The following is a 25,309-nucleotide window of genomic DNA, read 5'->3' on the forward strand; positions in this document are numbered from 1 at the left end:
TTCCCTCCATAATATACTTGTTATAATTTTGTGTTATTATAATTTTCCAATATCAAATAAATAATTATTTTATACTATAACATCAAATATATATAATATTAAAAATTCTTATTGGAGATTGTATGTTAATTAAAATTAATGGAGAAGAGGTAAATGTTGATGATGGCTCAACTATTCAAGATGTCATCTCTCAAACAAATGCACCTTATACTCCGGGAAGTATTATTTGCTTAATAAAAGGTAAAAAAGAACTGGAAAAGAATATTAGCAAGTATAAAATTAAAACAAACAAGGGTTCAATAATTATTCAATTAGACGAGTCAGACGAAGCAAAGCCTCTCGTTGACTTGTGGAAAGACCAATACGATGACTTTGTTGATTTGAACATTCGCTGGTCAACATCAACAGAAGTGGCTATTGGTCCGATTGTTACTGATTTGGAACCTACTCACGATGAATTCAAGTATTTTGAGGGAGATGTTGTTTTAAGTTTATCTGGTTTTAGTAATGAGTCCACTCATTTAATCATGCTTAAGGAAAATACTACAAATGTATATGGTGTGCCTAATCACAATAAAGGTATCTTTGCCCGTGTCATTGGTGGTAAAAAGACTTTGGAAAGTCTCACAGATGATGATGTTGTAACCGGAATAGAACCTATTGTTGAAAGGAGTACCACAACTGATACTGCATCAGTATCAGATTTAAGCACTGTATTGGAAGAGGGAAATGAATTATTCACATATATTTCATTCGACATTGATGAGGATTCCCCAATATGTGTTGAACACTTGTTTTCACTTATTAAGGATGGCAGAATCAAGGTTTCATATGACAGCGAATCATTCATTGGATTTTATGATTTGGCAGGCATTATCAAACCTAAAGAAGACACTACTCTGAGAAACAGGGGAACAATCACCGTTAGGAATAATGGTGTAGGTGTTGGAAAGTTATACATCTATCGTGAAAACAGGGTATTGACTCCAAACCACACCACAGTAGGTCATATCGTCAATGGTATGGAAATCATCGACATTGCAAAGGAAAACGATTTCATTACAGTCAAATCTGAAAAACAAAGGTTGATGCTATTGAATAAGACACAAAGTGAGGCTACAGAGATATTGTCTGAAGCCGGTGTTGAACATATGATCGACGGTTTGATTGATGATGATGCAATAATTGTCGAGCAAACTCCAAAGCATACAATCGATATATTGAAAGAGGGTAGGGTAATAACCAAAGCGATTAATAAGGAAGATTTATGTTCAATTAAATTTGTTGACAATGCACCAAGATCTGTCAAATACTTCAAGTTCCTCTCCGGACTTTTAGAAAACCCTATAGGTAAGATTAAGGTTCATTTTGCAGTTCCTGGAATGCACATTGTCATGTTTGAAGGAGATAAAAAACTTGCAAAAGGATTGGTTCCTGAAAACACTCCTGTCGATAAGGTAATCAGGGGTCAAATCGGTATAACAAACATGGCATCAAAAAGTGCCGGTTTGATAGGTATCAGATTTGAGGATAACGTTGAGTTCGGTCCTACTGCTGAAAGTTTTGAAGCAACAAATATAATTGGAGATATCACCTCTGATTATGATCAACTTGAAAAATTAAAAGAAGGAGTTGAAGTTTATGTCACAGAATCTAACCATGAGTCCTGATTTGGGAACAGAAGATTGGGATCCTGATGTAATTACTCGTATGATTTTTATCGGGCCAGGAGCTCACGTGAGTGAACAGGAAATAGTTACAGCATTTCACATGCTTGATTTGCCGCTCACTATTAAAAATACCTGTTATGGGTCTATGATTAGTGGAAAAAGTGAAGATGTGTATGAGGCTATTAAAGAGATAAGAAAACTTGATCCAAATCATATTTTCACAAAGGAAAGAGGATTTGCTCCAGGTGACCCTAGACGTTGCAGAGGTCATAGATTCGGTCCTAGGGAAGGTTTCCACCAAATGGAAAAAGAGTACAGAATACTTGGTTTTGTTGCCAATGCTTTAGAAGAGCGTAAAGATGTTAAAATTGAGCCTAAAAAACCAGTTGATGTTGATGAATTTGAAAAAATCATGAATGAATGTTTAGATAAAAAAGAATAGGTGAAAATATGGTTAAAGTAGCTATTTATCCTCCAAACTCATTAATCTTAGCAGATTTAATTGAAAGGAAAGGTCACACTCCTTTAGTTTTACAAAAACAAATTAGACAAAAAATTAAAGATCCGGAGATTGATTCTCCGCCAATGAATATTACAGAAGAAGATCCAATTCAAGGACTTAAATACGCAGCTATTGAAGTTCCTTCAGGTGTTCGTGGAAGAATGTCAATTATAGGACCTCTTATAGATGAGGCTGAAGCTGCAATTATTGTTGACAATGCCCCATATGGATTCGGTTGTATAGGCTGTGCCAGAACCAATGAACTGTCCATATTTTTACTTAGAAACAAGGACATTCCTGTTTTGGAAGTAACTTATCCTACAGACCAGGATGAAACATATGTCATGGTAAACGACATTAACGACTTTATTGACTCACTTGAAGAAAATGTTAAGGAGGAAGAATAATGGTTAAAATTGCATTAGTTTCATGCGGAACAGAATACAGTGGAATTCAAAAAGAAATTGAAAAGGCAGCAAACAAGTTTGGTGCTGAAATAATTCTTCCTGAAATTGATTTGGATTATATTGATGAATCTTATGAAAAATTCGGATTTTCCGCTCAAAGTTCAAGTTTAAAATTAATGATTGCAAGAGCAATGGCTATTGTTGAAGGCAGATGCAGGCCTGATGCTGTATTTATTGCAACATGTTTCAGATGTGCTGAAGCGGCCTTGGTGAGAAACGAAGTAAGAAGATTTATACAGAACAATACCCGTATCCCTGTAGTTACCTACTCATTCACTGAAAGGACAAAAGCGGATGAACTCTTTATCCGTATGGAAGCATTGGCCACTACCGTAACACGCAGAAACATTCTTGCTCGTGAAAAGCAAGAAGGACTTACCCTTGGTCTTGACTCCGGTTCAACAACTACAAAAGCAGTATTGATGGAAAACAACAAGGTTATCGGAACCGGTTGGACATCCACAAAGGACATTATTGAATCAGCTAAAACCGCTGCTGCAGAAGCATTCGGCGAAACTGATTACGGATGGGATGACCTTGACGGTATCGGAACCACAGGTTATGGTAGGTTTACAATGGGTCAGGAATTTGGAGCTGAACTTATCCAGGAAGAACTTTCAGTTAATGCAAAAGGTGCAGTATACCTTGCAGATTGTCAGAAAGGTGAAGCTACCGTACTGGATATCGGTGGTATGGACAACAAGGTTATTACCGTAAACAACGGTATTCCTGACAACTTCACTATGGGTGGTATCTGTGCAGGTGCATCCGGAAGATTTTTGGATATGACTTCCCGTAGGTTGGATGTGGACATCACCGAACTCGGTCCATTGGCTGTACAGGGAGACTGGAGAAAAGCAATGTTGAACTCTTACTGTATCGTATTCGGTATTCAGGACCTTGTTACTACACTTGCTGCAGGCGGTTCAAAGGCTGATGTTGCAGCCGCTGCATGTCACTCTGTTTCCGAACAAGTTTACGAACAGCAACTTCAGGAAATTGATATTCGTGAACCTTTAATTCAGGTAGGTGGAACCAGTTTGATTTCAGGTCTTGTTGAAGCAGTAAGTGAAACATTAGGTGGAATCAATGTTATCGTTCCTGAATATTCACAACATATCGGTGCTGTAGGAGCAGCTCTATTGGTTTCTGGAATGGGACACAGACAAGATAATAAATAATATTTAAAGGGTTGATTCGATGTTAGTTGAATGCTATGATGAACGTGGTGCAGAAGTTTATGATATCATCATTAAACAGGTCTTCCAGGATTTGGTTTTGGGAGCATCTGTTGATGATTTAAAGGCTTATGTCAATCCTGATGATCCGGTATTTGTTTTAGCTATCAAAATGAGAAAAACTTCAAATGTTATTTTATTTGAGGATGTCGCTAACTTAACTTATGATAAACCGAATGATATCACTAGAATACTAATCGACAATGAAAACTATCTTCCGCATATTTTAAAACAGCTTTGGAAGCAGTTTTCCAGAGATGAGATTTATCAGCCAAACAGGTATCAGCTGGAAATTGAAGGTGATTACACAGAATTGAAATCTATTGTTGTTGACGACCCTCATTCCAATTTACAAAGACGTATTTACGATGCAATCTTTAGGATATTGCCTGAAGGTTTTAAAAACATTAAAGATTTGTCTTCTGGAGATATTGTTGCAGTTGTAGCTACTGATGAGTTAATTAAGGATGCATGGATTGAAAAATGTCATGAATATATTGATGAATTAAACAAAGGCATGTAGAAAGCTTTATATATTTGTTCGTATTAATACAAATTAACAGTAGTTATATGAGGAGGGAGTAGTATATGAACGAACATAACGGTTCAAGATTTGCACACATAACAAAAGCACATCCATGCTTTAATGAAAAAATGCATGATAAAGTCGGAAGAGCACATGTACCCGTGGCACCAAAATGTAATATATTCTGTAACTTCTGTACAAGGGACATTAACAATGAAGAAGACAGGCCTGGTGTTGCAGGATGCATTATGAAACCAGATGATGCGATTACTCACATTAATGATGTAACTTCAGAAGGCCCAATATCAGTGGTTGGTGTTGCTGGACCTGGGGATTCACTTGCAAATGAAGAGACATTTGAATTCTTTGAGAAATTGGCAACTGAACAGTCTGACTTGATTAAATGTATGAGTACTAATGGGCTTTTGCTTCCAAAATATGCTGATAAATTGGCAGAACTTGGAGTAAACTCCGTTACAGTCACAATTAATGCAATCGATCCTGACATTGCAGTGGACATTTATTCATTCATCAAATACGAAGGAAAAATCTATAAAGGATATGAGGCTGTTGAAATCCTGATTAAAAATCAGTTGGATGGTGTCGAAAAGGCGGCAGCCAACGGTTTGGTTGTTAAAGTCAATTCAGTATTGATTCCTGGTTTGAATGATGAACACATTGTTGAAATTGCAAAAGAGGTTAAAAAACGTGGTGCTGCATTGATGAATGTTTTACCATTAATACCACTTGCAAAAATGAAACATTATTCACGTCCGGACTGTTCAATGATGGAAAGTGTCAGGGAACAAGTGGAAGAAGTAATACCTGTATTCAGGGCATGTACCCAATGTAGGGCGGATGCATACGGAATACCTGGTAAGAAAAGCGAAGACCATCATTTAGGAATGACTCCACAAAGTCATTACTAAATTCTTTTTTTTAATTTTTTCAATCTTTTTTGTACAAGTTTAATAATTATAAAAAAGATATATTAATATGTTATTTTTATTGACTTTTTAGGATAGATAATATGGTTAAAACTTATGTTTTTGGACATAAAAGTCCGGATAGTGATACAATCACTTCAAGTATTGTAATGGCAAATTTAGAAAACGAATTAGGAAACAGCGAAGCTAAAGCTTACAGATTAGGAAATGTAAACAAGGAAACCGAATTTATTTTAAACTATTTGGATATGGACGCTCCTGAACTTTTAGAAAATGTTGAAGATGGGGCAAATGTTATTTTGGTTGACCACAACTCTCCTGCTGAATCCGTTGACAATCTGGAAAATGCGAATATCTTAAAAGTTGTTGACCACCATAAATTGGCTTTGGAAACTTCCTATCCGTTATTCTTAAGATTTGAACCTGTTGGATGTACTGAAACTATTTTATGCAAGTTATATGAGGAAAACGGTGTTGAAATTACAAAAGAAATAGCAACACTGATGCTTTCTGCAATCATTTCAGACACTCTTCTTTTAAAATCTCCAACTACAACCGAAGACGATAAGCTGGCTGTTGAAAAGCTTGCAAAAATTGCTGAAGTTGATGCTGAAGAGTATGGTCTTGAAATGCTTAAGGCAGGAACTGACCTGAGCAGTTTCACCATCGATGAAATTTTGGCACTGGATGCTAAACAGATTGATTTCAAAGACGTTAAATCAATTGTAAATCAGGTCAATACCGCAGACATTTCAGATGTGATGGCTATGAAAGATGATTTGGAAGCTGGAATCAACAAGATTATTGAAGCTGAAGACCTTGACTTGTTCATGCTTTTAATCACCGATATCGTTAACAGCAATTCCCAGGTCATTGCATTGGGTAAGGATGCTGCTTTGGTTGAAAAGGCATATGGTGTTAAACTTGAGGACAATACAGTTTTACTCGAAGGTGTTGTCTCACGTAAAAAACAAGTCGTGCCTATCATGACAGAAAATGCATAATTATTTTTTGGTTACCCTAAAATTTTGTATTTTTCAATCTTTTTCATAAAAATTTATAAATGATAATTGAAAAATTATTATTTAGATGTATTTTAGATACATCTCTAATCAATCCATTTTTGGATATTAAATTAGACGGGAAGCATAATTATAAATACTCTATGCATTTTTGCATAACAAAAATTAGGAACTAACATTTAATTATGCTTTCAATTTTTTAAACTTTTTTTTTAAAAACTGGGTGTTAAAATGAAAACACTTGAATGGGAAGATAATAAATTAAAACTTATTGATCAAAGAAAACTTCCTGATGAGTTAACTTATGTCTACTGTGATAATTATCAGGATGTTATTGTTGCAATTAAAAATATGACTGTACGTGGAGCTCCGGCCATTGGAGTTTCAGCCGCTTTTGGAATGGCACTGGCTGATATTCAGGGTGTTGATTTGGATAAGGCTGCAGATGAAATTAAGGCTGCAAGACCTACTGCAGTAAATCTGTTTTGGGCAGTTGATAGGGTTTTAAACAGTGATAATCCACTCGCAGAAGCACTTAAGATGTATGAGGAGGATATGGCTACAAACAGGGCCATAGGTAAATTCGGTGCAGAAGTCATTGATGACGGTGATACCGTATTGACCCATTGTAATGCCGGCGCCCTTGCATGTGTTGACTATGGAACCGCATTGGGGGTATTTAGGGCTGCACGTGATGCCGGAAAAAACATCAATGTCATATGTGATGAAACAAGACCTCGCGGACAGGGTGCAAGCCTAAGCGTCTGGGAAATGCAGCAGGAAAACATTCCAGTCAAACTGATCCCTGATGTGGCATCAGGATATCTCATGTCTCAAGGAAGGATTGACAAGGTAGTAATCGGTGCAGACAGGATTGCAAAAGGCGGTGTGGTTAACAAGGTAGGTTCATTCATGGTGGCACTGGCCGCAAAGCATCACAACATTCCGTTTTATGTTGCAGCACCATATTCCACTTTTGACAATGAAATAAATATCTACGACACTGTCATCGAAGAAAGAGACGGTGATGAGGTAAGGTATTATGGTGGAGCAAGAATCTGTCCTGAGGGAACCGAGGTGATAAACCCGGCATTTGACATAACTCCAAAGGAACTTATAACCGGAATAATAACCGAAAAGGGCATTATTGACCCAATTTAGAAAATGTTGTTTTGAAGTATAAAATATTTAAACAATAAAATTTAAAAATAAAAATAACATTTGAGATAATTTCTACACAAATCAATCAAATACTGTTATTTTGGTTAAGATTTACAAATTCTGTAATACTTAGAAATTTGCAAATTGTTAAAAAGAGTGTAGGTAGATACTATGGAAATAAAAAGTAATAAAAGTGCAGATTATCCTCTTTTAATTAAAGATTTGGTTAAAGAATTATTAAAAGATGATTTTGTCCATTTTAAGATATTATGTGGAAATGAAGTTCATCATTTCAATAAGGAAGAAGACACCGTCATTGAGTTTGAAGAAACTTACATGAAGGAGACTAGGGATAATGGAGATATGCTGTATATTCCTTATCCGGACATTTTTAGAGTAAAACTATACCGTGACATGGATCAGTATCTTGAAGATGAAAAGAAATACAATGCATTCAATGATGATGATTTGTGGACAGGTAACAGAATCCAATTCTAAATAAGATTATTTTAATCTTATTTTAACTTTTTTTTTTAATTTATAAATTGTATAATATTTTCCCGTCAATTGCCACATGCCATTCTCCGGGGGAGGTTGATTTGACTTTACGGCAGTTGATTATTTCCACTTTTTTTCCAGCCTGCAAACATGCGTCAGTCAAGCGTTTTATTCCCTGTTCATATGAGTCTGAAAACTCATAATAATTGATTGTTCCACCATCTTCAATCAAATCGACCGCAACATCAAGGAATGTATAGGCAAGACCTGGAAGGTTCATTATTATTCTATCAAATTTTGTTTTAAAGCCTTTGCTGACTTCACGAACATCGCCGCAGTAGGTTGTGATGGAACCTTTCAGTTTATTTAAGCTAATGTTCTCATCCAAATATCTTATTGCTGATTCATTGATATCCACTGCGGTTATATCTACATTTTTATTTCTAGCAATGACGATTGGAAATGGACCAATTCCGCAGAACATATCCAAAATCCTTTCACCCTCCTTGACGCTTTCCATAACACGTTTTCTTTCGGTTGCAAGTCTTGGTGAAAAGTAAACTTCCCTAACGTCCAGCTTCAGACGTGCACCATGTTCCTTGTGGATTGTCACTGAATCATCAATTCCTGAAAGAAATTCCAAATCCCTCACTCGGGTTGTTCCTTTGATGGCACTTTTTTTCATGTAAATTGATCTTCTTTTGGTGAATTTGTGTGCTGCATCCCCGATTATCTGTTTTTTGTCTTCCAGATTTTCGGGAATTTCCAGAATGACAATGTCTCCTATAGTGTCAAATGAGGTTCTTAATGTGTCGATTTCATCATGGCTCAATTCATCTTCAAGCAGTTCTGAAAAGTTGTGCGGAACTTTTTTCATAGGCTCCAGTTCCATGTTTGCTATCTCATAGCCTGTGACGTCTTCATTTATGGGAATATATCCGAATCCCTCTTCGGTTTTTATTCTATATTCCATATTCATTTGACCGTTTTCCATTAATTTTATACGGGTATCATTTAATTGTTTTAATGGAACTTTTACACATTTCATAAAGTTTTTTATGTTTAAATTATTATAAATAGTATTATGTTTTATTTAGTTGGATTAGGATTATTTGATGAGAAGGATATTTCCCTTAAGGGTTTGGAATGTCTAAAAAATGTAGATAAGATTTATGCTGAATTTTTCACATCACGTTTATTTGGGTCAAGCTTTGAAGCTATTGAAGAGTTGGTTGGCCAGAAAATTGAAGTATTGGTCAGGGGTGAGGTTGAAGAGGAACACAAGTTCATTGATGAGGCTGAAACTTCCGATGTTGCTTTGATTACTGGAGGGGATCCTCTGATTGCAACAACCCACAGCGACTTTCTGGTTCAGTGTTCCAAAAGGGGAATAGATTTTGAGGTCATTCATGGATCATCAATTCTCTCATCAGCACCAGCCATTTCAGGTCTTCAGGGCTACAAGTTTGGTAAGGTCACTACCATTCCATTTCCGGATTATAACTTCTATCCTAAATCCCCTTATGAGGCCATTGAAGAGAATCTCAAAAGTGACTTGCATACCCTGGTTCTTTTGGATATTCAGGCTCACAAGGACCGTTATATGACTGTCAATCAGGGTTTGGAATATCTGATGAACATTAAAAATGATTTGGACCGTGAGGGTCTGATTGATGAGGACACATTGGCAATGGGCATTGCACGCGTCGGTTCAAAGGATGTTGTTGTCCGTGCGGGCAAAATCAGTGAACTTATCGATTTTGATTTTGGAGGTCCTCTCCATTGCATTGTAATTCCTTCAAAGCTCCATATTGTTGAAGCCGAATATCTGGTTGAAATTGCCGGAGCGGATTCAAAAATACTTGATGATGTTTAATTTTTTTAAAAAGTAAGGGGGAGCGGAAGTAGTGGTTGACCTACTTCCTGTAAACATATTATAAGATTTTGGAGATTATAAAATGTTTGACTGATGTTCACTTTAGATATGAAATTTAGTTCACATCGTATATTACTTATATTTTTATAATATATAAATCTTTTTGTTTGATTTTTTAATTTTTTTTGATTATTGGTGTTTAATTGTTCAGTTCTTTTTTTTCAAAAAAATTCTATCTGATAATAAAAACGAGTCTGTTGGTTATTTTTTAAAGGATTTTTCGCTAAAATTAAACTATTGTGCAAAAAAGTAATAAAAAAAGAAAAAAAGGGATTTATGAATAATCATAAAATCCTTTGCCTGCATTAATACCGGTTTCACCTTTATCAATTTTATCCTTAAGCATTTTTGCGATTTTACCCGGTGTTGTTTCAGGGTCTTGCGCTTCAGGATTCATGATAACGATATTGTATGCGGTGGTGAGACCAACAATGTCTAAAATGTGGAATGGTCCTGCAGGTGCTCCTGTGGCCAGCATCCATGTTTTATCGATTGTTTCATGGTCTGCAACATCATTTGCAAGCAATGCCTGACCGGCGTTAAGGAACGGAACCAAAAGTGAGTTCAGGATGTAACCCGGCTGTTCCTTTTTGAGCTTTAACGGAATCATGTTGATGTCTTCTGCAAATTGAACGACAGTGTCATAATATTCCTGTTCGGTTCCAGGGTGTCCCATTACCTCTGCGGTATTGTTCGCCCAAATTGTGTTTGCAAAGTGAAGGGAAAGGTATTTTTCAGGTCTTCCTGTGTGTTCTGCAAACATTGATGGAAGTAATGTTGAGGAGTTAGTGACTAAAATGGTTTTCTCTTCCATATATTTGGCGAGTTCTGTATAAAATGCAATTTTCTGTTCTGGATTTTCTGCAATTGCTTCAATGATTAAGTCAGCATCTGCAGCTGCTTCTTCATAGCTTGTAGTTAATGTCAAACTGTCGTATGCATCCTGTGCTTGTTGTTTTAGTTTGTCGAGCTCTTCGGCAGGTGTTTCAGGTGACTTTGCCAAACCTCTGCAGTAGGCACTTTTGTCGGTTTTCATTGCCTCTAAAGTGTCAACATATATGTTTTTGAATCTTTCAAGTTTTGGTTTGGCTCTTTCAATGGATCCTTCACTTCTAAGCCATATTGTAACATCGAATCCGCAGTATGCAGATTGAAGTGCAATTTGACTTCCCAGCACGCCTCCTCCGGCGACAACAACTTTTTTGATACTCATTTTAATACACCTCTGTAAACGCTATGTTTACTGTATGTAAAATTAAGATTTTTATTATTTAAATAATTGTTAGATTTATATGCTCCAAAATCTAAAATACTTTTGATGAACGGTCGAAATGCACTAAATAGTTTACAAATTAGGAATAATTCTTTAAAATCTAAATTGTTTCATGAACAGTTGAAATTAGGTCAATATTCATTTGAATTTCAAAGAAAGTATATGGGTTTAATTTTAAATGAATATAAAAAGACCGGTTCACTTGTCAAATCCTCTGAGATTGTAGGAATTGATTATGAGATTGTTTTTAAATGGTATTTTCAGGGTTTGTCTGAAAATCCCAATTATAGGAATTTTTATCTGACGGTTAGGGGTATTGGTGATTTATCAACTGAAAGTTCTCCTATCGAGACTAATGTTGAAACCCTTGAAAGTTCTCCAATCAGTAATGCACTTGAGGATGGGGAATATGTCATCTCAAAGTACGGTGACGGATGGAGCTATAAGACATATGTCGATGGCGAAAAGATTTTCATCATCTCGAATGAACTTGAAACATTAGAAAAGAAAGTTAAAGACAAACGCTTGCCGATTGATTGATATGGAATGGAAACTGAAGAAATTTGATGAACTGACAACAGAGGAACTCTATGAAATCTTGAAGTTGAGGGTTGAGATCTTTGTTGTCGAACAGGACTGTGCCTATCAGGACCTTGATGATAAGGACCAGTGTGCATATCATCTGTTTTTGGAGGATGGGGATGAAATTATTGCGGTTTTAAGGATTCTTCCGGAAAATGTTGCATTTGAGGATATGGCTATCGGCAGGATTGTGGTCAGGAAGTCCCATAGGGGTCAGGGAATAGCAAGGGCCATGATGAAAAGGGCAATGGAGTTCATTGTCAAAGATTTGGGAAAAAGAAGCATTAGACTTTCAGGTCAGGCTTATCTGGTTGATTTTTATGAGGGCTTGGGTTTCGAAAGAGTATCTGATGAATATCTGGAAGATGGAATACCACATTTCGAGTTCCTTTTTGAATGTTAGTTATTTTTTACAGCATGATGATTATTTATTATTTATTTAATGGATTTTCTTTTTTTTAATTTATTTTTACAATATTATAATAGTTTATTATTAATTTATTTAATTTTATCGTTTTTTTTAAACATTGTTTATTATTTATACATGTGGTCATGATATCTGTTTTTTTATTTGATTATATTGCATATCCAAACGATTATTAACATGTTTATATATATGTCCGGAAATTAATTTTGGAAAATTGATTTTACATCTTTTGAGGTGTAAAATGGATTTGATGATAAAAATAAGAATTTCAAAAAATATGAAGCGAAGCTTAAGCTGAAAAGCGGAATTAAATAAAAGGTCAAAGAATAACTTGGGTGATAATATGAAAAAGAGATACATTGCGTTAATTTTGATAATTTTCATGTTTAGCATTTCCAGTGCAAGTGCTGGAATATTCAACAGTCTGCTTGGGGACAACTCCCCTGTGGATGAAGAAAACGATATCGTGTTGGATAACGTGACATTCATGACATATTCCATAGGTGCTTTTGATACTGATGAATACCTGTCATCCTTCAAGTCAGAGCCTGAAACCTACAACAATAACGATACCATTAACTGGATGGAGAATTTGGATGGTTATGTCATGTTACCTTCAAAAGAGGGGGATTTCCTCGTAATGAATGCAAGCTATGCGTCAGACCTTCCTATTTCTTTGGATGATGTGGAGGGAATCACATTCAATAAGATTTCCTGCAAGGTGACAGAGGCACATTCCCTTGGAAACGGTTTAGTCGATTTGCTTTTGGTTGAGGATGTTAAGTTTCTCGGCACTGAAACCACATATTATCAGAGCTGATTAAAAAAATTTTCAATTATGGCAAATTAAAATTTAATTGGATTAATAAGTTGCCTGTATTCAAGATAGTTCTGTATATCTTTTTAAATATTGGTAGAAAATCCTCAATGGATAAAAAATCATGCTGTTCATTTCATGCAATTTTTTCCTTTAACTTGTTGCAATAACTATTAATGTTTTTATAAAAGAACAATAGTGCTTTTATTGCGTTAAAATGACTTTATAGAATACTAATACATTTATTAACTAGTAAGAACAATCTATATCTATGACTCAAAACAGACGTGTTACAATTAGCATCAATAATGACATTGACTTGAATTTTCGTAAAATTGCTTCGAATAAGATGTTATTTAAAACAGGCTGGTACTCAAAAGCAATTGAAGAGGCAATGTTATTGTGGATTGAAAAAGAAGACAGGTAAACTTTTTTTCTTCTTTTTTTCTTTTTTTTACATTAACTATTTAAATCAAGACTTTTTAACTTATTAATATAGAGTGGTGTAAATAATGGAAAGTGACGAATTTAGAACAGTGCGGGTGTATACAAAAAAGTACACCAGTAAGGATAAGGATGGCAATTCCGTTGAAAAGGAATCCAAACAAAAGCAAGTTAGTCTTAAAAAAGAAGATCCATTTGAAGATGATGAATTGGTAAAAGTATTGTCTCAGGAGGACTATCAGAAATTAATTGACAATCAGTTTTCCGATGAGCGATTGGATGAGTTTTATCATACAATTGAGGCTAAGGATGCTGAAATTGAAGAGCTGCAAAAACAGATTCAGACATTGAAGTCTTCCTTTTTCGAGGATGTCGATTCCCTTAAGGATGAGGTTAACTATAAGGATGAGCTTCTCAAGGCCAAAGATGAGATTCATGAGCTGAACAAGGAAAACAAACAGATCAACGATGAAAGGGTTGCAATTTTCAAGGAATTGGATTACAAGAATAGGATGATTCTTGCATATAATGTGGAATTGAACAAGTCCATCTTAAATGCAATCAACGTTGTCATTGACGAGGCAAGGGAAAACATCAACAGGAGAAATGCTTTGCTTGTGGCCGATTTAAACAAGTCTGTTGAAAAGGCTAAACATGATGTAAATGAGAAGAATAAAGCTATAGCATATGATATAAAAAGCACTGTTGAAGATATGAATGAGCAGATTAGAAATACAAGCACTCTTAAAATGATACTTAACAAAAAGAAAATTAATTTAAGGGTACCTACTGATGATTTGCTTAAACCTTTTGATTTTGACTTTGATGTCAATCAGTTGCTTTCAGGCCAGGCCCTTGAATTGGATGCCGCTGAAATCCTAAAAGAGGTAATGCCTAAACTTCCTGAACCATTCTCAAAATACATTGACACTCTTGAAGAAGGCCCAGAAACCATTGATGTTTCTCACAAGGAAGAGGATGAATGATGAGAACATTCAACACTGGAAAAATCACATTCCAATATCCTGATAGCTGGGAAGCTGAAAAGGCAGATATACTTTCCAATCCAGACTGCATAGCCACTCTCTCAAAAGGTAATGATAATTTGATCAATGCAGTCATGTTTCCAACCGCCACCGACCTGGACAGCTATAAGATTTTCATGGAGGATGCATTAAGTGATGATGGTGGGGTAATTCTCGCGTCTGATTTTGTTAGAATTGCCGATTTCGATGCAATCAAGCTTCATGCCAATATGGACACCCCCGAAATCAACTTTGATATTCACACATATGTTTTCATTGAAGATGGAAATATCTATATCTTCGAGATGAGAACACTTGATGTCTCCGGAGAGTCAGAAAGTGAATTTAAGGAAATGATTGAATCATTTGAAATCTTAAAATAATTGTGTGTATTCAAGAAGATAGTCCATGCAGGTTCTGTCGAGAATCTTTAATGTGGAAATGTTTTGAGGGGTTGTTCCGGATCTTTCCTCAACAAGATTTCTCAATGACTTGTTTTTCATGTGTGCATGGATTTCACGGATAACAAATTCCATATTTTCAATATTTTTATTTTCTAAATCATTTTGGGAAATGTCTTCATAAATGGGATATGCATTTAAATCATATGCCTTGGTTGGTGTTTGAAGCACATTCAGGTGACTGTAGTAATTTGCCGCATCAGCTAAAAATCCGTCAATCCCCATATATGTCAGAATAGGCATGAATGATAGTTCTGCAAATGGGAAAATGAAATAACTGCTTTTTTGTGCTTGTCTTTTCAGGGATACGATAACTTCCACAAGCTCCTTTGGATTTGTCAAAAGTGCATCCCCATTTGCAATAATAAAACCGTTGTAACCAATTTCCTCAAGTTTTTTCATACAGTCAATTCTTAAATCAATATATTTTGATCCCTGAATGACTGCTATGTCACATTCTTCAACATTTTCCTTTGCAAGACGTAATGTTTCATTTACATTGAACTCGGCTATTTCTCGGTCTACATTATGTGCAGAGCCCTGATAGGGTGCAATTTTCAAATCATTTTTGTAAAATAATTTTGGAGTCAACTCATCTTCGATTTTTCCGATTCTTCCTGGTCCGTCATGGGATTTGATTTCAAATTTCTTTTTCATTTCAATCTTGCCTATTTGTTCTTATTTAATTATAGGATTTTTAGGTTTATATAAATTTTTCATTTAGTGTAATCATTTAGGTTACACTGCTCAAATTTTTAGTAAGCTTTATATATGGTCTTTTAAAGAATATTATTTAAGGATTTGAGGATATAATCCGATGATTATCCGAGGTGTGTTTTCAATGTCTATAATAAATCGTCTTAAAACCTTATTTAAAGGTGACAAAGAAGAAAGTGGCATCAATAATGATGTATCAAACACATCTGATGATGTCCAAGTTACATCTTCAAAAAAAGAAACAGTAACTGTTGTTTCTGAGCCTGAACCAGTTGTTGAGGCAGAAAAAGCAGCTGTTGAAGAATCAGAAAACAGTGCTGAGGATTTAACTTCCGCTGACGTCGATCCTATAGATGAAAAAGTTGAAGCTTTCAAGGAAGAAATTCACGAGAAAGTTGAAGCTAAAAAACAAGAAATTCATGAAAAAGTAGAAGCTATAGAAGATGCAGAAGAAGTTGAAGATTCTAAAAATAAAACTACAGAGAGAGATAAAATGACTTTATTGACTGATAAAGAATTATTAAATGATAGTAACCGTGACCCAGATTTCACTGCTGAATTTATTGACGCAGGTATCGAAACTGTTAAACACTGTTTCCAATGTGGTACCTGTAGTGGTAGCTGTCCATCTGGAAGAAGAACTCCTTACAAAGTAAGACAAATCGTCAGAAAATGTTTACTTGGTTTAAAAGAAGAAGTTATCACTGATGATGCTTTATGGATGTGTACTACCTGTTACACTTGCCAAGAAAGATGTCTCAGAAGTGTTAAAATTGTAGAAATTATCAAAAAAGCACGTAACATCGCTGCACACGCAGGTTACATGGCAAAACCTCACAAAATGACTGGTGTATTCGTAATCAATACTGGTCACGCTGTACCTATCAACGATGCTGCAAAAGCTTTAAGAGCTAAAATTGGACTTTCTGAATTGCCACCAACAACTCACAGTTATCCAGATGCATTAGAAGAAGTTCAAAAATTATGTAAACTTACCGGATTTGACGAATTAATCGGTTACGATGAAGCAACCGGCGGATTAAAAGAATAAATGAATTGAGGAGAGTTATAATATGGAAATCGCATACTTCTTAGGTTGTATCATGAACAACCGTTATCCTGGTGTAGAAAAAGCTACCAGAAAATTATTCGAAGCATTAGATATTAAATTAACTGACATGGAAGGAGCATCTTGTTGTCCTGCACCTGGTGTATTCGGATCTTTCGACGAAGAAACCTGGGCTACTATCGCAGCACGTAACTTAACCATTGCTGAAGACATGGGCGCAGACATCATGACCGAATGTAACGGATGTTTCGGTTCATTATTCGAATGTAACCACATGTTAAAAGAAAACGATGAAAAAAGAGAAAAAATTAATGCTAACTTAGCTGAAATCGGTAGAGAATTCAAAGGAACTACTAACGTTAAACACTTTGCTCAAATCTTAAGAGACGATGTAGGATTTGAAAAATTAGCTTCCTTAATCGAAAAACCTTTAGACTTAAATGTAGCTGTACACTACGGTTGCCACTTCTTAAAACCTACTGATGAAATCGGTATCGAAGATCAAGCTGAAAACCCATCTATCTTAGATGACCTTGTAGAAATTACCGGTGCTAAATCTGTAGACTACAAAGACAAAATGATGTGCTGTGGTGCAGGTGGAGGTTTAAGAGCAAGAGATTTAGATGTTACTACCAGTTTCACTAAAGAAAAACTCGACCACATGACTGAAGCAGGCGTAGATGCAATTGTTAACGTATGTCCTTTCTGTCACATGCAATTTGACCAAGGTCAAACTGAAGTAAACGAAAGATACGGAACTGACTTCGCATTACCAGTATTCCACTTAGCTCAATTATACGGATTAGCTATGGGATTATCTGCTGAAGAATTAACTTTCGATGCTCAAAAAATCGACGCAACTCCAGCTATTAAAAAAGCTTTAGGAGAAAACGCTAAATAAGTTTAAGGATTTTTATCCTTATCTTTTTTATTTTTTAGGCACTGAAAACACATTTCGGTAGTTATCTTTTAGGATAACTATTTTTTTTTATTTAAAATTTTTTTTGTTTGTATAAATACGAATAATTCGTAATCATGTTTATATACTATTAATTAAATAAGAATAACTAATAGTAAATAATGAGGTGTAATTATGTTTGTAGCAACATTAGATGGTATATTTAAATACTCAGACCTTCCAGAAGAATATGAACCTTATGTTCAATTTAAAGCGGCTATTGATAAAAGAGAACTTAAACCTAGCGATGAAATGGCAATTCTAAACATTACCGGAACTTCCACTCATCACGTATTATTCTTAGATTCATATAATAATGTTAGTGAAATTGAACAAGAACTAAAAGAAGCTGATGCTAAAATCAATCATACAACTTTAAAAATTATAGGTGGACATTTATGAGCTTACCTTCCGAACAGAATTGGTTAGTTCTCAACAATCTTATTAAGGATTTGACAAAAAAAGGATATAAAATCCCTGATGGAATTAACCCGGAGATGGGGCTGATAAGGTCTTCAATCAGTTCATACAAAAGAGACCCTTCCCATCCAGATTTGATCAACGGTTTGGCAAAAGCTGAAATGTCTTTAAATAATATTCAAGCAAGTCTCATAACTTTGGCTGAAGAAGAGGGAGAAGAATACGTTGACCACTGGCTTGATTTATTAAAACAAGCTATGCAGGGCAAAGAAGTATTCAAATTTGCAGACTCTAGGTCTAAATTTTTAGTTAACACTCCTCCGGGAATGACAACCGGAAGAATCAATTTAAGGGTTCCTTTGGCTGAAGAAAGAGTTCAGGAAATTGCAGAATGGAATGGACTTATCATTGAATATGATGATGATGTAACTATTCAACTGCATGGAGATAAAAAAGATCTTCAATTTGGTTTAAAAGAAATGGGATCTTTCTTTTTAGAAGATTAATGGTGATTTTATGGTTAAAATATTGGCTATTAGTGATGTTCATGGCGAAGAAAATGAAAATTTGTACACTTATTTAAATAATAATGAAATAGATTTGGTTTTAATTTTAGGGGATATCACTGACTTTGGACCACTTGACTTTGTTGAAACTTTTATTAACAAGGTTGCCGATTGTGGAGTGGATGTTATAGCGATTCCGGGAAACTGTGACCCTAATGGAATCTGTAACGCTATTAATGATGTTTCATTCTGCCTTCACAACAATATCATTGCTTATGGTGATGCTATTTTATTCGGTTTCGGTGGATCTAATCCTACTCCTTTCGACACTCCTGGAGAAATGGATGATGATAAAATCTACAGGCAAGTCTATGATTTATTAGCTAATTATGATTATGTTTACAATTCAGAAGTTCCAAAAGTTAAGATTTTGGCTACTCATGCTCCACCTTTCAATACTGAAGCGGACAGGGTTGCAGACGGTGAACATGTAGGCAGTCCAGGTATCTTAAAATCCATTCATGAATTTGAACCTCAAATTAACATATGTGGACACATTCACGAAGCAAAATCTCTTAGTAAAATTGGAACTACCACTGATGTAGCAAATCCTGGTATGCTTAAGGATAATGGTGCTGTTTTAATTGATGTTAAAGACGGCTCCAATTATGACATAAGCATTATTTCATTAGAAGAATAGTTTCCTATTCTTTTCTTTTTTCTATTTTTTTTAATCTTTTCTTCAAAAATCAAATAACAAATTTTATTTAACATTAATTTTAGATAATTATTTAGATATTTAGGTGATATTATGATTTGGGTAACCGGTGATGTTGATGGGAAAAAATATAAAGAACCCTTCTCCAAAGGCATTATGTCTCGTTCTCTTAATGTAGCTGATATTGGTATAGAAAGAGCTCATAAAATGGCGAGTGACATTGAATCATATCTGATTCAGAACAATATAACTGAAATTTCCAGTTTGGAGTTGGCCGGTGTTGTTTTCGAACATTTAAACTCAGTCAATCCTAAAATTGCCGTTAAATATGAGCAGTGGAGATCTTTGAGAACTTCACAGAAACCTCTGATTATATTGATTGGGGGAGCATCAGGTGTCGGAACCTCATCCATGGCATTTGAACTTGCAAACAGGCTACGTTTGAAAAACCTTATCAGTACTGATATGATTCGTGAGGTTATGCGTAAAATTGTCTCTAAGGAGTTAAGTCCTGTTATTCACAAATCCAGTTTTGATGCTTATGAAGCTATTAGAACTCCGTCCATCAGAATAGATTCTGTTATTGAGGGATTCATTAGCCATGTCGATGTTGTTAACGTTGGTATTGAGGCAATTATTGAAAGATCTGTTAAAGAAGGTATAAGTACCATTATTGAAGGAGTTCATATAGTTCCAGGTTTCATTAATAAAGATTTAATTGAGAAAAACAATATAATCTGCTTTACTTTAACAGTGGATGATGAGGAAGCTCATAAACAAAGGTTTTATTCAAGATGTAGGCAGCCTTGGGTTAAAAGATCACTTGAAAGATATATGGAAAATTTTGAGACAATAAGGAAAACCCAAAGGTTTTTGGTTGAACAGGCAAAAATTCATGATACACGTATAATTAATAATGTGGATATTAACGAAACTATTGAAATTATGGTGGATGATATTCTCGAAAAATTTGGTGGTGTAAATAATGTTGGACAAAAAGGTTAAAGAGGTCATGACTACGGATGTAATAACAACAACCTCTGATATTGATGTCGTATATGCATTCGAAAAGTTAATGGAACATAAAATCAGTTCTCTTCCGGTAGTGGAAGATGAAAAGTTAATTGGGTTTATATCTGCAACTGATGTTGGACATAACCTGATTTTAGATAAGTATGAACTTGGTACCAGTGTTGGAGAAATAATGATTACTTCAATTGTTACAATTTCTCCGGAGGATACTCTTGAAACAGCTGTCAAAATCATGACAGAGGGTACACAGGCATCTGGTATATTGAATCAGCTTCCAGTAGTTGAAGGGGATAAATTAGTCGGAATTATTTCTGATGGAGATATCATTCAGGAAATATTTTAAAAATTCCCTTAATTTTTTATTTTTTCTTATTTTTACCAATTTTAAATCAGTTACTGGAAATATTTATTTTTTCTAGAATTAGATTTTTTTCTTTTTTCTAGTAATTTTTTCATTTCTATTGAGGTATTTTTTGCTAACATTTATATAATATTAGTATCATATATAATGTTGGCTAGACTGGAGGGTTAGGGGTCCTCTGTAAGCACATACCCCCTTTGGTGCAGTTGAAGTTCAAAAGGCGGCTTTTTAAGAGAATATGAGCCTAGAAAAAACAACATAGAAACCTCGTCCTGCAGGATTGGTGGTGGTGAAGTTTTTACTGGAGGGTAAAAATTAGTCATCTCTAATATGGGAACGGGTCAGGCCCGGAAGGGAGCAGCTCTACTGTTAACATTCAATGCTTGTAGAATCCCGGGGTGGAGTTGGATTTTTTAGATCACTTATATTTTTGAGATTAGTCCACTTTTGAACATGCCATTTATATAATAAGGATTAACTTTATTAATGAGTTTTCACATATAACTTATTATACTGTTTTTAATATGTCGAGATGGCCCAGCCTGGTACGGCGTTGGACTGCTAATCCAATGTTCTTATGAACTCGGGGGTTCAAATCCCCCTCTCGGCGCTTTACTTATCTATTTGTTGTTCATGATTATATTCTAGTCCTATTGGACATGTGTGTACTGTTGCTGATTTTACTATAGGTACTTTTTCAACAATTGCTTCCTGAACAGTATGGGCCAATTCATGAGATTCAGTCAAACTCATGTCTCCATCAAGTTCGATGTGCAATGTTACTGTGGCATATGATCCCAAATAATCAACTTTTATGTTATGTGCAGTGTTTATATTGATTGATTCATTTGCAATGTCTCTGATTTCATTAATCAATTCTTCAGATGGTACCTTTCCCATGATGTTGTTGATATTGTCTTTGGCTATTTCAAATGCAGTCTTGATAATCAGTCCACCGATTATCAGTCCGACAATCGGATCCAATATTGGAAATCCCATATTTGAAACGATTACTCCAACAAGCACCGCAACTGATGAGAAAATATCTGTTTTTTGATGCTGTCCGTCTGCAACGATTGCTGGACTGTTGATTTGCTTTCCAATGGAAATGATATATTCACTAATTCTTAAATTGACAATTATCCCAACAACCGCCATTATTGCAGCTAATGTGCTTGGTATGACTATCAATTCAGGATGCAGTATTTTTTCGATTGCACCGGTTATAATCTCATAGCTGACCACGGCCAAAAATATTACAATTACAAGTCCGCTTATTGCTTCCGCACGCCCATGGCCAATTGGATGTTCCTTGTCGGCAGGTTTTTGTCCGATTTCAAATCCGATATACGCAATTATTGATGTGGCAACATCGGATAATGTATGTGCCCCTTCTGAAACCAATGCGTAACTTCCAGACAATAAACCTACAGCAATGTTTAAGATGGTTAAAATAATGTTTCCTATTATGGCCACTTTTGCAGCCTTTTTTCCACCTTTGCTTCTGAATTCATCCATTAACTACACGCTCTTCTAAGATATCCATTGCCTTTTCGATGTTTTCGTAGGAATTTGCATATGACATTCTTACATGGCCCTGGCCGTTTGATCCAAATGCTGCACCATTGACTGTAACTACGCCTGCATCTGCAGCCTTTTTAACGAAATCTTCATCCTCAATTTTAGGGAATACGTAAAATGCTCCTTCGGTATTAACGGTTTCGTATCCCATTTCATTCAATCTTTTAACAATTAAATCCCGTCTGTTTTTAAACTCGGCAACCATGTTGTTAACTTCATCCTGTGGTCCGGTCAAAGCTTCATACGCTCCCCTTTGTGCGGTGGAATTTGCACATGCGATGCTGTTTTGATGTATCTTGAATATCTCTTCTGTATGTTCGTCATTTGCTGTTAGATATCCGACTCTCAATCCTGTCATTGCATATGTTTTTGAAAATCCGTTGATTGTAATTACATTATCACTGTATTTTGCGGCGGAGTAGTGTTTTTTATCATAAATGATCTTTTCATAGATTTCGTCTGAAATTATTAGGAAATTCTTGTCCATTGATAAATCAGCAATTGCTTTTATATCTTCCTTATCCATTACCGCTCCGGTTGGATTTGATGGGGAATTCAATATTATGGCTTTTGTTTTATCAGTTATTTTTTCTGCAACGTCATCCGCTTTTAGTTTAAATTCGTTTTCCATTTTGCAGTCAACAGGCACAATTTTTCCACCTGATAAATTAATCACTGCTTCATATAATAAAAAGCTAGGATTTGGAAGGAGAACTTCATCACCAGGTTCAACAAATGCCTGAGTACTTGCAAATAATGCTTCACTGGCTCCTACGGTAACGATAACATTCTCAGGATTTGTTTTGATGCCATTGTCATTCTTGAATTTTTTGACGATTTCTTCCCTTAAATCCAAATCACCCTTATTTGGAGTGTAATGGGTTTCATTGTTATCAATGGATTTTTTCATTGCTTCCTTAATGTTTTGCGGAACATCAAAATCAGGTTCGCCTATTCCAAGGTTTATTGCGCCTGGTTTTGTTGCTTCAAACATTTTTCTTATTTGTGATAATTCAATTAGTTTTGTTCTGCTTGCGGGATTTATCATATTTTTTACCTCACTTATTATAATATATATTATTATAGTAAATTTAATTTTTTCCAGTAATTATTTTTCACATGCACCACAGTTGTAGCAAGGTGATGTCTGACACCATGGAGTTTGCTTTAGGTTTCTCAGTCTTCTGTGTTCAATTTTCAGAAATCTTTCATTAACTCCCACATCAATATTGTTCCATGGCAGCCGATCATCAATATCATATTCGGGAGTCATTTCCCTCCACTCTTTAAGTGTGGGCTGTTTTGTCAATGATTTCTCAATAAGTTCTCCAATGCCCCTATTTCCACAGGATAATATATACTGAATCAATCCTTTTTTAGGACTTTCGCATTTTATATTGTAATTTTTCATTTCTTTTTTAATGTATCTGGTTTTCTTTTTTATATCCTTAAAATCATAACCTTCCCATTGAAGTGGTGTGTGGGGTTTTGGGATGACTGGATTTACACTGAATTTTACTCTTTTAGGATTTTTATGAATATTTGCGATTTTTTTCATGTACTCGCATAGCTCTTCAATGTCATCCATACTTTCTCCAGGTATTCCAATCAGGAAATATAATTTTATGTTGAAGTCCAGTTCAACGGCATTTTCTATTACTGTAAAAATTTTGTTTTCCAGTATGTCCTTGTTTATCACTTTTCTAAGTTTTGGAATTGATTCGGGTGCAAGAGTTATTGTTTTAAGTCCGCTCTTTTTTAAGGTTTTCAGAGTCTCTTGTGTAATTGACTCTATTCTGAGTGATGGGGTTGATATCTGAAATCCTTCACTTTCAAGACCTGAAATGAGTTTGTCTAAATTGCTGTAATCAGAAACTGCCGCTCCTATTAAGGTTATCTTGTTCAATCCTGTGTTTTTCCTGTTTTCCAATGCGATGTCAATCAGCTTTTTCCAGTCTGTTTCACGTGTGGGTCTGTAGATATAGCCCGCCATACAAAATCTGCAGCCTCTTGTGCATCCTCTTGAAACATTCAACATTATGGAATTGTTGAACACGCTTTCGAATTCATCATCATCGCTTTTGCTTACAATAGGCTGTGTTATGTGGTAGCTTTCGTCCATATCATGGATTAGGGATATTTTTGTTTCATTGTCAAATTCAGGAATGTAAAGACCATCAATTTCTAGAAATTTTTTCATGTTTTTGGATTTGGAATCTTTATAAACATCAATCAATTCGTTAATTGTCTCTTCTCCTTCTCCTATTATGAATATATCAATATAATCTGCCAGAGGCATCGGATTTGCTGTGGCGCATGGGCCTCCTGCAATAATCAGAGGATCATTTTCACTTCTATTTTCACTTTTTAGTGGAATTCTAGAATCACTTAAAATTTCCAAGACATGAAAATAGTCCTCTTCAAACTGGAGGGAAAAGCTTAAAATGTCATAATGCCTGCTGGGAGTATTTGATTCAAGTGAATTGCTATCAGGATATATTATCCTTTCACACCAGGTGTCCTCACGTTCGTTGATTAAATTATATAAAATATTGTATCCTAGTGAAGACATTGCAGTTCTATAAATGTTTGGATAGCATAACCCAAACCGTATGTCTACTTTCCGGTAGTCTTTTTTGAAAATGTTTTTTTCATATAACATTTAATCAACTTTTTTCTTTTTTATTAAAATCAACTTATTTGATGTTCTTTTTCAATGTAATTTTTTAAATTCATGTTAATTTTACTCATTGACACAATTTTTCTGTTAATTTTTATGTACTTATTGAATTTATTTTAATTTTATTTCTAAAAAATTATCATTTTATAATTTTGCTTTTTGGGAGTTTATAAAAATTTTATTCAAATTTTACGATATTTGATGTTATCCGATTTTATATTACTAGTTTTTTTCCCAAATTCTTAAATTATACTTACTTTTATCCTTTTTT

The 25,309-nt window shown here is 35.0% G+C and carries 29 protein-coding genes, 1 tRNA gene and 1 other RNA gene; 25 read left to right on the plus strand and 6 right to left on the minus strand.

Annotation, left to right across the window (positions count from 1 at the left end):
• The first annotated feature begins 122 nt into the window (after nt 1–122).
• From QZV03_RS03600 to QZV03_RS03640, 9 genes are all read left to right on the plus strand, one after another.
• On the plus strand, nt 123–1,670 hold the full coding sequence (locus QZV03_RS03600) for a methanogenesis marker 3 protein (RefSeq protein WP_296874342.1): 1,548 nt from the start codon (nt 123–125) through the stop codon (nt 1,668–1,670).
• Complete coding sequence (locus QZV03_RS03605) at nt 1,642–2,112, plus strand: methanogenesis marker 6 protein (RefSeq protein ID WP_296874343.1); 471 nt, start codon at nt 1,642–1,644, stop codon at nt 2,110–2,112. The genes QZV03_RS03600 and QZV03_RS03605 overlap by 29 nt, the downstream gene beginning before the upstream one ends.
• Before the next feature lie 8 nt (nt 2,113–2,120).
• Nucleotides 2,121–2,579, plus strand: a complete 459-nt coding sequence (locus tag QZV03_RS03610) for a methanogenesis marker 5 protein (RefSeq protein ID WP_296874344.1) — start codon at nt 2,121–2,123, stop codon at nt 2,577–2,579.
• A complete protein-coding gene (locus QZV03_RS03615; RefSeq protein ID WP_296874345.1) occupies nt 2,579–3,820 on the plus strand; it encodes a methanogenesis marker 15 protein in 1,242 nt (413 codons plus the stop codon). Before QZV03_RS03610 ends, QZV03_RS03615 begins: the two co-directional genes overlap by 1 nt.
• Before the next feature lie 19 nt (nt 3,821–3,839).
• Nucleotides 3,840–4,400 carry a methanogenesis marker 17 protein gene (locus QZV03_RS03620; protein ID WP_296874346.1) on the plus strand — a complete coding sequence of 187 codons (561 nt, stop codon included), beginning with the start codon at nt 3,840–3,842 and terminating at the stop codon, nt 4,398–4,400.
• Nucleotides 4,401–4,465: 65 nt separating this feature from the next.
• Nucleotides 4,466–5,332, plus strand: coding sequence for a radical SAM protein (locus tag QZV03_RS03625; protein ID WP_296874347.1), 867 nt, complete (start codon nt 4,466–4,468; stop codon nt 5,330–5,332).
• Nucleotides 5,333–5,433: 101 nt separating this feature from the next.
• The gene (locus QZV03_RS03630; protein ID WP_296874348.1) at nt 5,434–6,354 is read left to right on the plus strand and encodes a manganese-dependent inorganic pyrophosphatase; all 921 of its coding nucleotides are present in this window, start codon (nt 5,434–5,436) and stop codon (nt 6,352–6,354) included.
• A 249-nt stretch (nt 6,355–6,603) separates the two neighbouring features.
• Nucleotides 6,604–7,533, plus strand: a complete 930-nt coding sequence (gene mtnA, locus QZV03_RS03635) for an S-methyl-5-thioribose-1-phosphate isomerase (protein WP_296874349.1) — start codon at nt 6,604–6,606, stop codon at nt 7,531–7,533.
• Nucleotides 7,534–7,704: 171 nt separating this feature from the next.
• Entirely contained in the window at nt 7,705–8,031 is a 327-nt protein-coding gene (locus QZV03_RS03640; protein ID WP_296874350.1) for a hypothetical protein, read from the plus strand.
• Nucleotides 8,032–8,071: 40 nt separating this feature from the next.
• Here QZV03_RS03640 and QZV03_RS03645 read toward each other — a convergent pair whose 3' ends face one another.
• A complete protein-coding gene (locus tag QZV03_RS03645; RefSeq protein WP_296874351.1) occupies nt 8,072–9,079 on the minus strand; it encodes a class I SAM-dependent methyltransferase family protein in 1,008 nt (335 codons plus the stop codon).
• Between the two features lie 36 nt (nt 9,080–9,115).
• On the opposite strand from QZV03_RS03645, the gene dph5 reads away from it, so the two are divergent.
• On the plus strand, nt 9,116–9,907 hold the full coding sequence (gene dph5, locus QZV03_RS03650; RefSeq protein WP_296874352.1) for a diphthine synthase: 792 nt from the start codon (nt 9,116–9,118) through the stop codon (nt 9,905–9,907).
• A gap of 334 nt (nt 9,908–10,241) precedes the next feature.
• Here the strand turns inward: dph5 and QZV03_RS03655 are convergent, their stop codons facing one another.
• Nucleotides 10,242–11,180, minus strand: a complete 939-nt coding sequence (locus QZV03_RS03655) for a 3-hydroxyacyl-CoA dehydrogenase (RefSeq protein ID WP_296874353.1) — start codon at nt 11,178–11,180, stop codon at nt 10,242–10,244.
• Nucleotides 11,181–11,360: 180 nt separating this feature from the next.
• Here QZV03_RS03655 and QZV03_RS03660 point away from each other — a divergent pair, with 180 nt between their 5' ends.
• From QZV03_RS03660 to QZV03_RS03685, 6 genes are all read left to right on the plus strand, one after another.
• The gene (locus QZV03_RS03660) at nt 11,361–11,780 is read left to right on the plus strand and encodes a hypothetical protein (protein WP_296874354.1); all 420 of its coding nucleotides are present in this window, start codon (nt 11,361–11,363) and stop codon (nt 11,778–11,780) included.
• A gap of 1 nt (nt 11,781) precedes the next feature.
• Complete coding sequence (locus QZV03_RS03665) at nt 11,782–12,225, plus strand: GNAT family N-acetyltransferase (RefSeq protein ID WP_296874355.1); 444 nt, start codon at nt 11,782–11,784, stop codon at nt 12,223–12,225.
• Between the two features lie 367 nt (nt 12,226–12,592).
• Complete coding sequence (locus tag QZV03_RS03670) at nt 12,593–13,069, plus strand: hypothetical protein (protein ID WP_296874356.1); 477 nt, start codon at nt 12,593–12,595, stop codon at nt 13,067–13,069.
• 268 nt (nt 13,070–13,337) lie between these two features.
• A complete protein-coding gene (locus tag QZV03_RS03675) occupies nt 13,338–13,493 on the plus strand; it encodes a hypothetical protein (RefSeq protein WP_296874357.1) in 156 nt (51 codons plus the stop codon).
• An 85-nt stretch (nt 13,494–13,578) separates the two neighbouring features.
• Nucleotides 13,579–14,496 (plus strand): hypothetical protein, encoded by a 918-nt coding sequence (locus QZV03_RS03680; protein WP_296874358.1) that lies wholly within the window; start codon nt 13,579–13,581, stop codon nt 14,494–14,496.
• Complete coding sequence (locus tag QZV03_RS03685; RefSeq protein WP_296874359.1) at nt 14,493–14,918, plus strand: hypothetical protein; 426 nt, start codon at nt 14,493–14,495, stop codon at nt 14,916–14,918. The genes QZV03_RS03680 and QZV03_RS03685 overlap by 4 nt, the downstream gene beginning before the upstream one ends.
• Here QZV03_RS03685 and QZV03_RS03690 read toward each other — a convergent pair.
• Nucleotides 14,910–15,653, minus strand: a complete 744-nt coding sequence (locus tag QZV03_RS03690) for an archaeosine tRNA-ribosyltransferase (RefSeq protein ID WP_296874360.1) — start codon at nt 15,651–15,653, stop codon at nt 14,910–14,912. The two genes, QZV03_RS03685 and QZV03_RS03690, sit on opposite strands and share 9 nt — an antisense overlap.
• A gap of 184 nt (nt 15,654–15,837) precedes the next feature.
• Here QZV03_RS03690 and hdrC point away from each other — a divergent pair, with 184 nt between their 5' ends.
• The 9 genes from hdrC to QZV03_RS03735 all read left to right on the plus strand — a co-directional run bounded on the left by hdrC (nt 15,838) and on the right by QZV03_RS03735 (nt 21,387).
• Nucleotides 15,838–16,764, plus strand: a complete 927-nt coding sequence (gene hdrC / locus QZV03_RS03695) for a CoB--CoM heterodisulfide reductase subunit C (protein ID WP_296874361.1) — start codon at nt 15,838–15,840, stop codon at nt 16,762–16,764.
• A 22-nt stretch (nt 16,765–16,786) separates the two neighbouring features.
• Nucleotides 16,787–17,683 carry a CoB--CoM heterodisulfide reductase subunit B gene (hdrB, locus tag QZV03_RS03700; RefSeq protein ID WP_296874362.1) on the plus strand — a complete coding sequence of 299 codons (897 nt, stop codon included), beginning with the start codon at nt 16,787–16,789 and terminating at the stop codon, nt 17,681–17,683.
• Between the two features lie 192 nt (nt 17,684–17,875).
• Nucleotides 17,876–18,142 carry a DUF749 domain-containing protein gene (locus QZV03_RS03705; protein WP_296874363.1) on the plus strand — a complete coding sequence of 89 codons (267 nt, stop codon included), beginning with the start codon at nt 17,876–17,878 and terminating at the stop codon, nt 18,140–18,142.
• On the plus strand, nt 18,139–18,666 hold the full coding sequence (locus tag QZV03_RS03710; protein WP_296874364.1) for a DUF2096 domain-containing protein: 528 nt from the start codon (nt 18,139–18,141) through the stop codon (nt 18,664–18,666). The genes QZV03_RS03705 and QZV03_RS03710 overlap by 4 nt, the downstream gene beginning before the upstream one ends.
• Before the next feature lie 10 nt (nt 18,667–18,676).
• The gene (locus tag QZV03_RS03715) at nt 18,677–19,366 is read left to right on the plus strand and encodes a metallophosphoesterase (RefSeq protein ID WP_296874365.1); all 690 of its coding nucleotides are present in this window, start codon (nt 18,677–18,679) and stop codon (nt 19,364–19,366) included.
• A gap of 111 nt (nt 19,367–19,477) precedes the next feature.
• Nucleotides 19,478–20,389 (plus strand): 2-phosphoglycerate kinase, encoded by a 912-nt coding sequence (locus QZV03_RS03720; protein WP_296874366.1) that lies wholly within the window; start codon nt 19,478–19,480, stop codon nt 20,387–20,389.
• Nucleotides 20,367–20,759: a CBS domain-containing protein gene (locus tag QZV03_RS03725; RefSeq protein ID WP_296874381.1), complete on the plus strand. Its 393-nt coding sequence runs from the start codon at nt 20,367–20,369 to the stop codon at nt 20,757–20,759. Before QZV03_RS03720 ends, QZV03_RS03725 begins: the two co-directional genes overlap by 23 nt.
• Nucleotides 20,760–20,924: 165 nt before the next feature.
• Nucleotides 20,925–21,240, plus strand: an RNA gene (gene ffs / locus QZV03_RS03730) — signal recognition particle sRNA.
• A gap of 63 nt (nt 21,241–21,303) precedes the next feature.
• Nucleotides 21,304–21,387: transfer RNA gene (locus QZV03_RS03735), tRNA-Ser, on the plus strand.
• A 2-nt stretch (nt 21,388–21,389) separates the two neighbouring features.
• On the opposite strand, the gene QZV03_RS03740 is transcribed toward QZV03_RS03735, so the two are convergent.
• The 3 genes from QZV03_RS03740 to QZV03_RS03750 are packed head-to-tail and all read right to left on the minus strand — an operon-like array spanning nt 21,390 to nt 25,020.
• Complete coding sequence (locus QZV03_RS03740; protein WP_296874367.1) at nt 21,390–22,295, minus strand: cation diffusion facilitator family transporter; 906 nt, start codon at nt 22,293–22,295, stop codon at nt 21,390–21,392.
• Nucleotides 22,288–23,406 (minus strand): pyridoxal phosphate-dependent aminotransferase, encoded by a 1,119-nt coding sequence (locus QZV03_RS03745; RefSeq protein WP_296874368.1) that lies wholly within the window; start codon nt 23,404–23,406, stop codon nt 22,288–22,290. The genes QZV03_RS03740 and QZV03_RS03745 overlap by 8 nt, the downstream gene beginning before the upstream one ends.
• Before the next feature lie 60 nt (nt 23,407–23,466).
• Nucleotides 23,467–25,020 (minus strand): radical SAM protein, encoded by a 1,554-nt coding sequence (locus QZV03_RS03750; RefSeq protein ID WP_296874369.1) that lies wholly within the window; start codon nt 25,018–25,020, stop codon nt 23,467–23,469.
• Nucleotides 25,021–25,309 lie beyond the last annotated feature (289 nt).

The sequence above is a fragment of the uncultured Methanobrevibacter sp. genome (assembly GCF_902788255.1).
Lineage (GTDB): Archaea > Methanobacteriota > Methanobacteria > Methanobacteriales > Methanobacteriaceae > Methanocatella.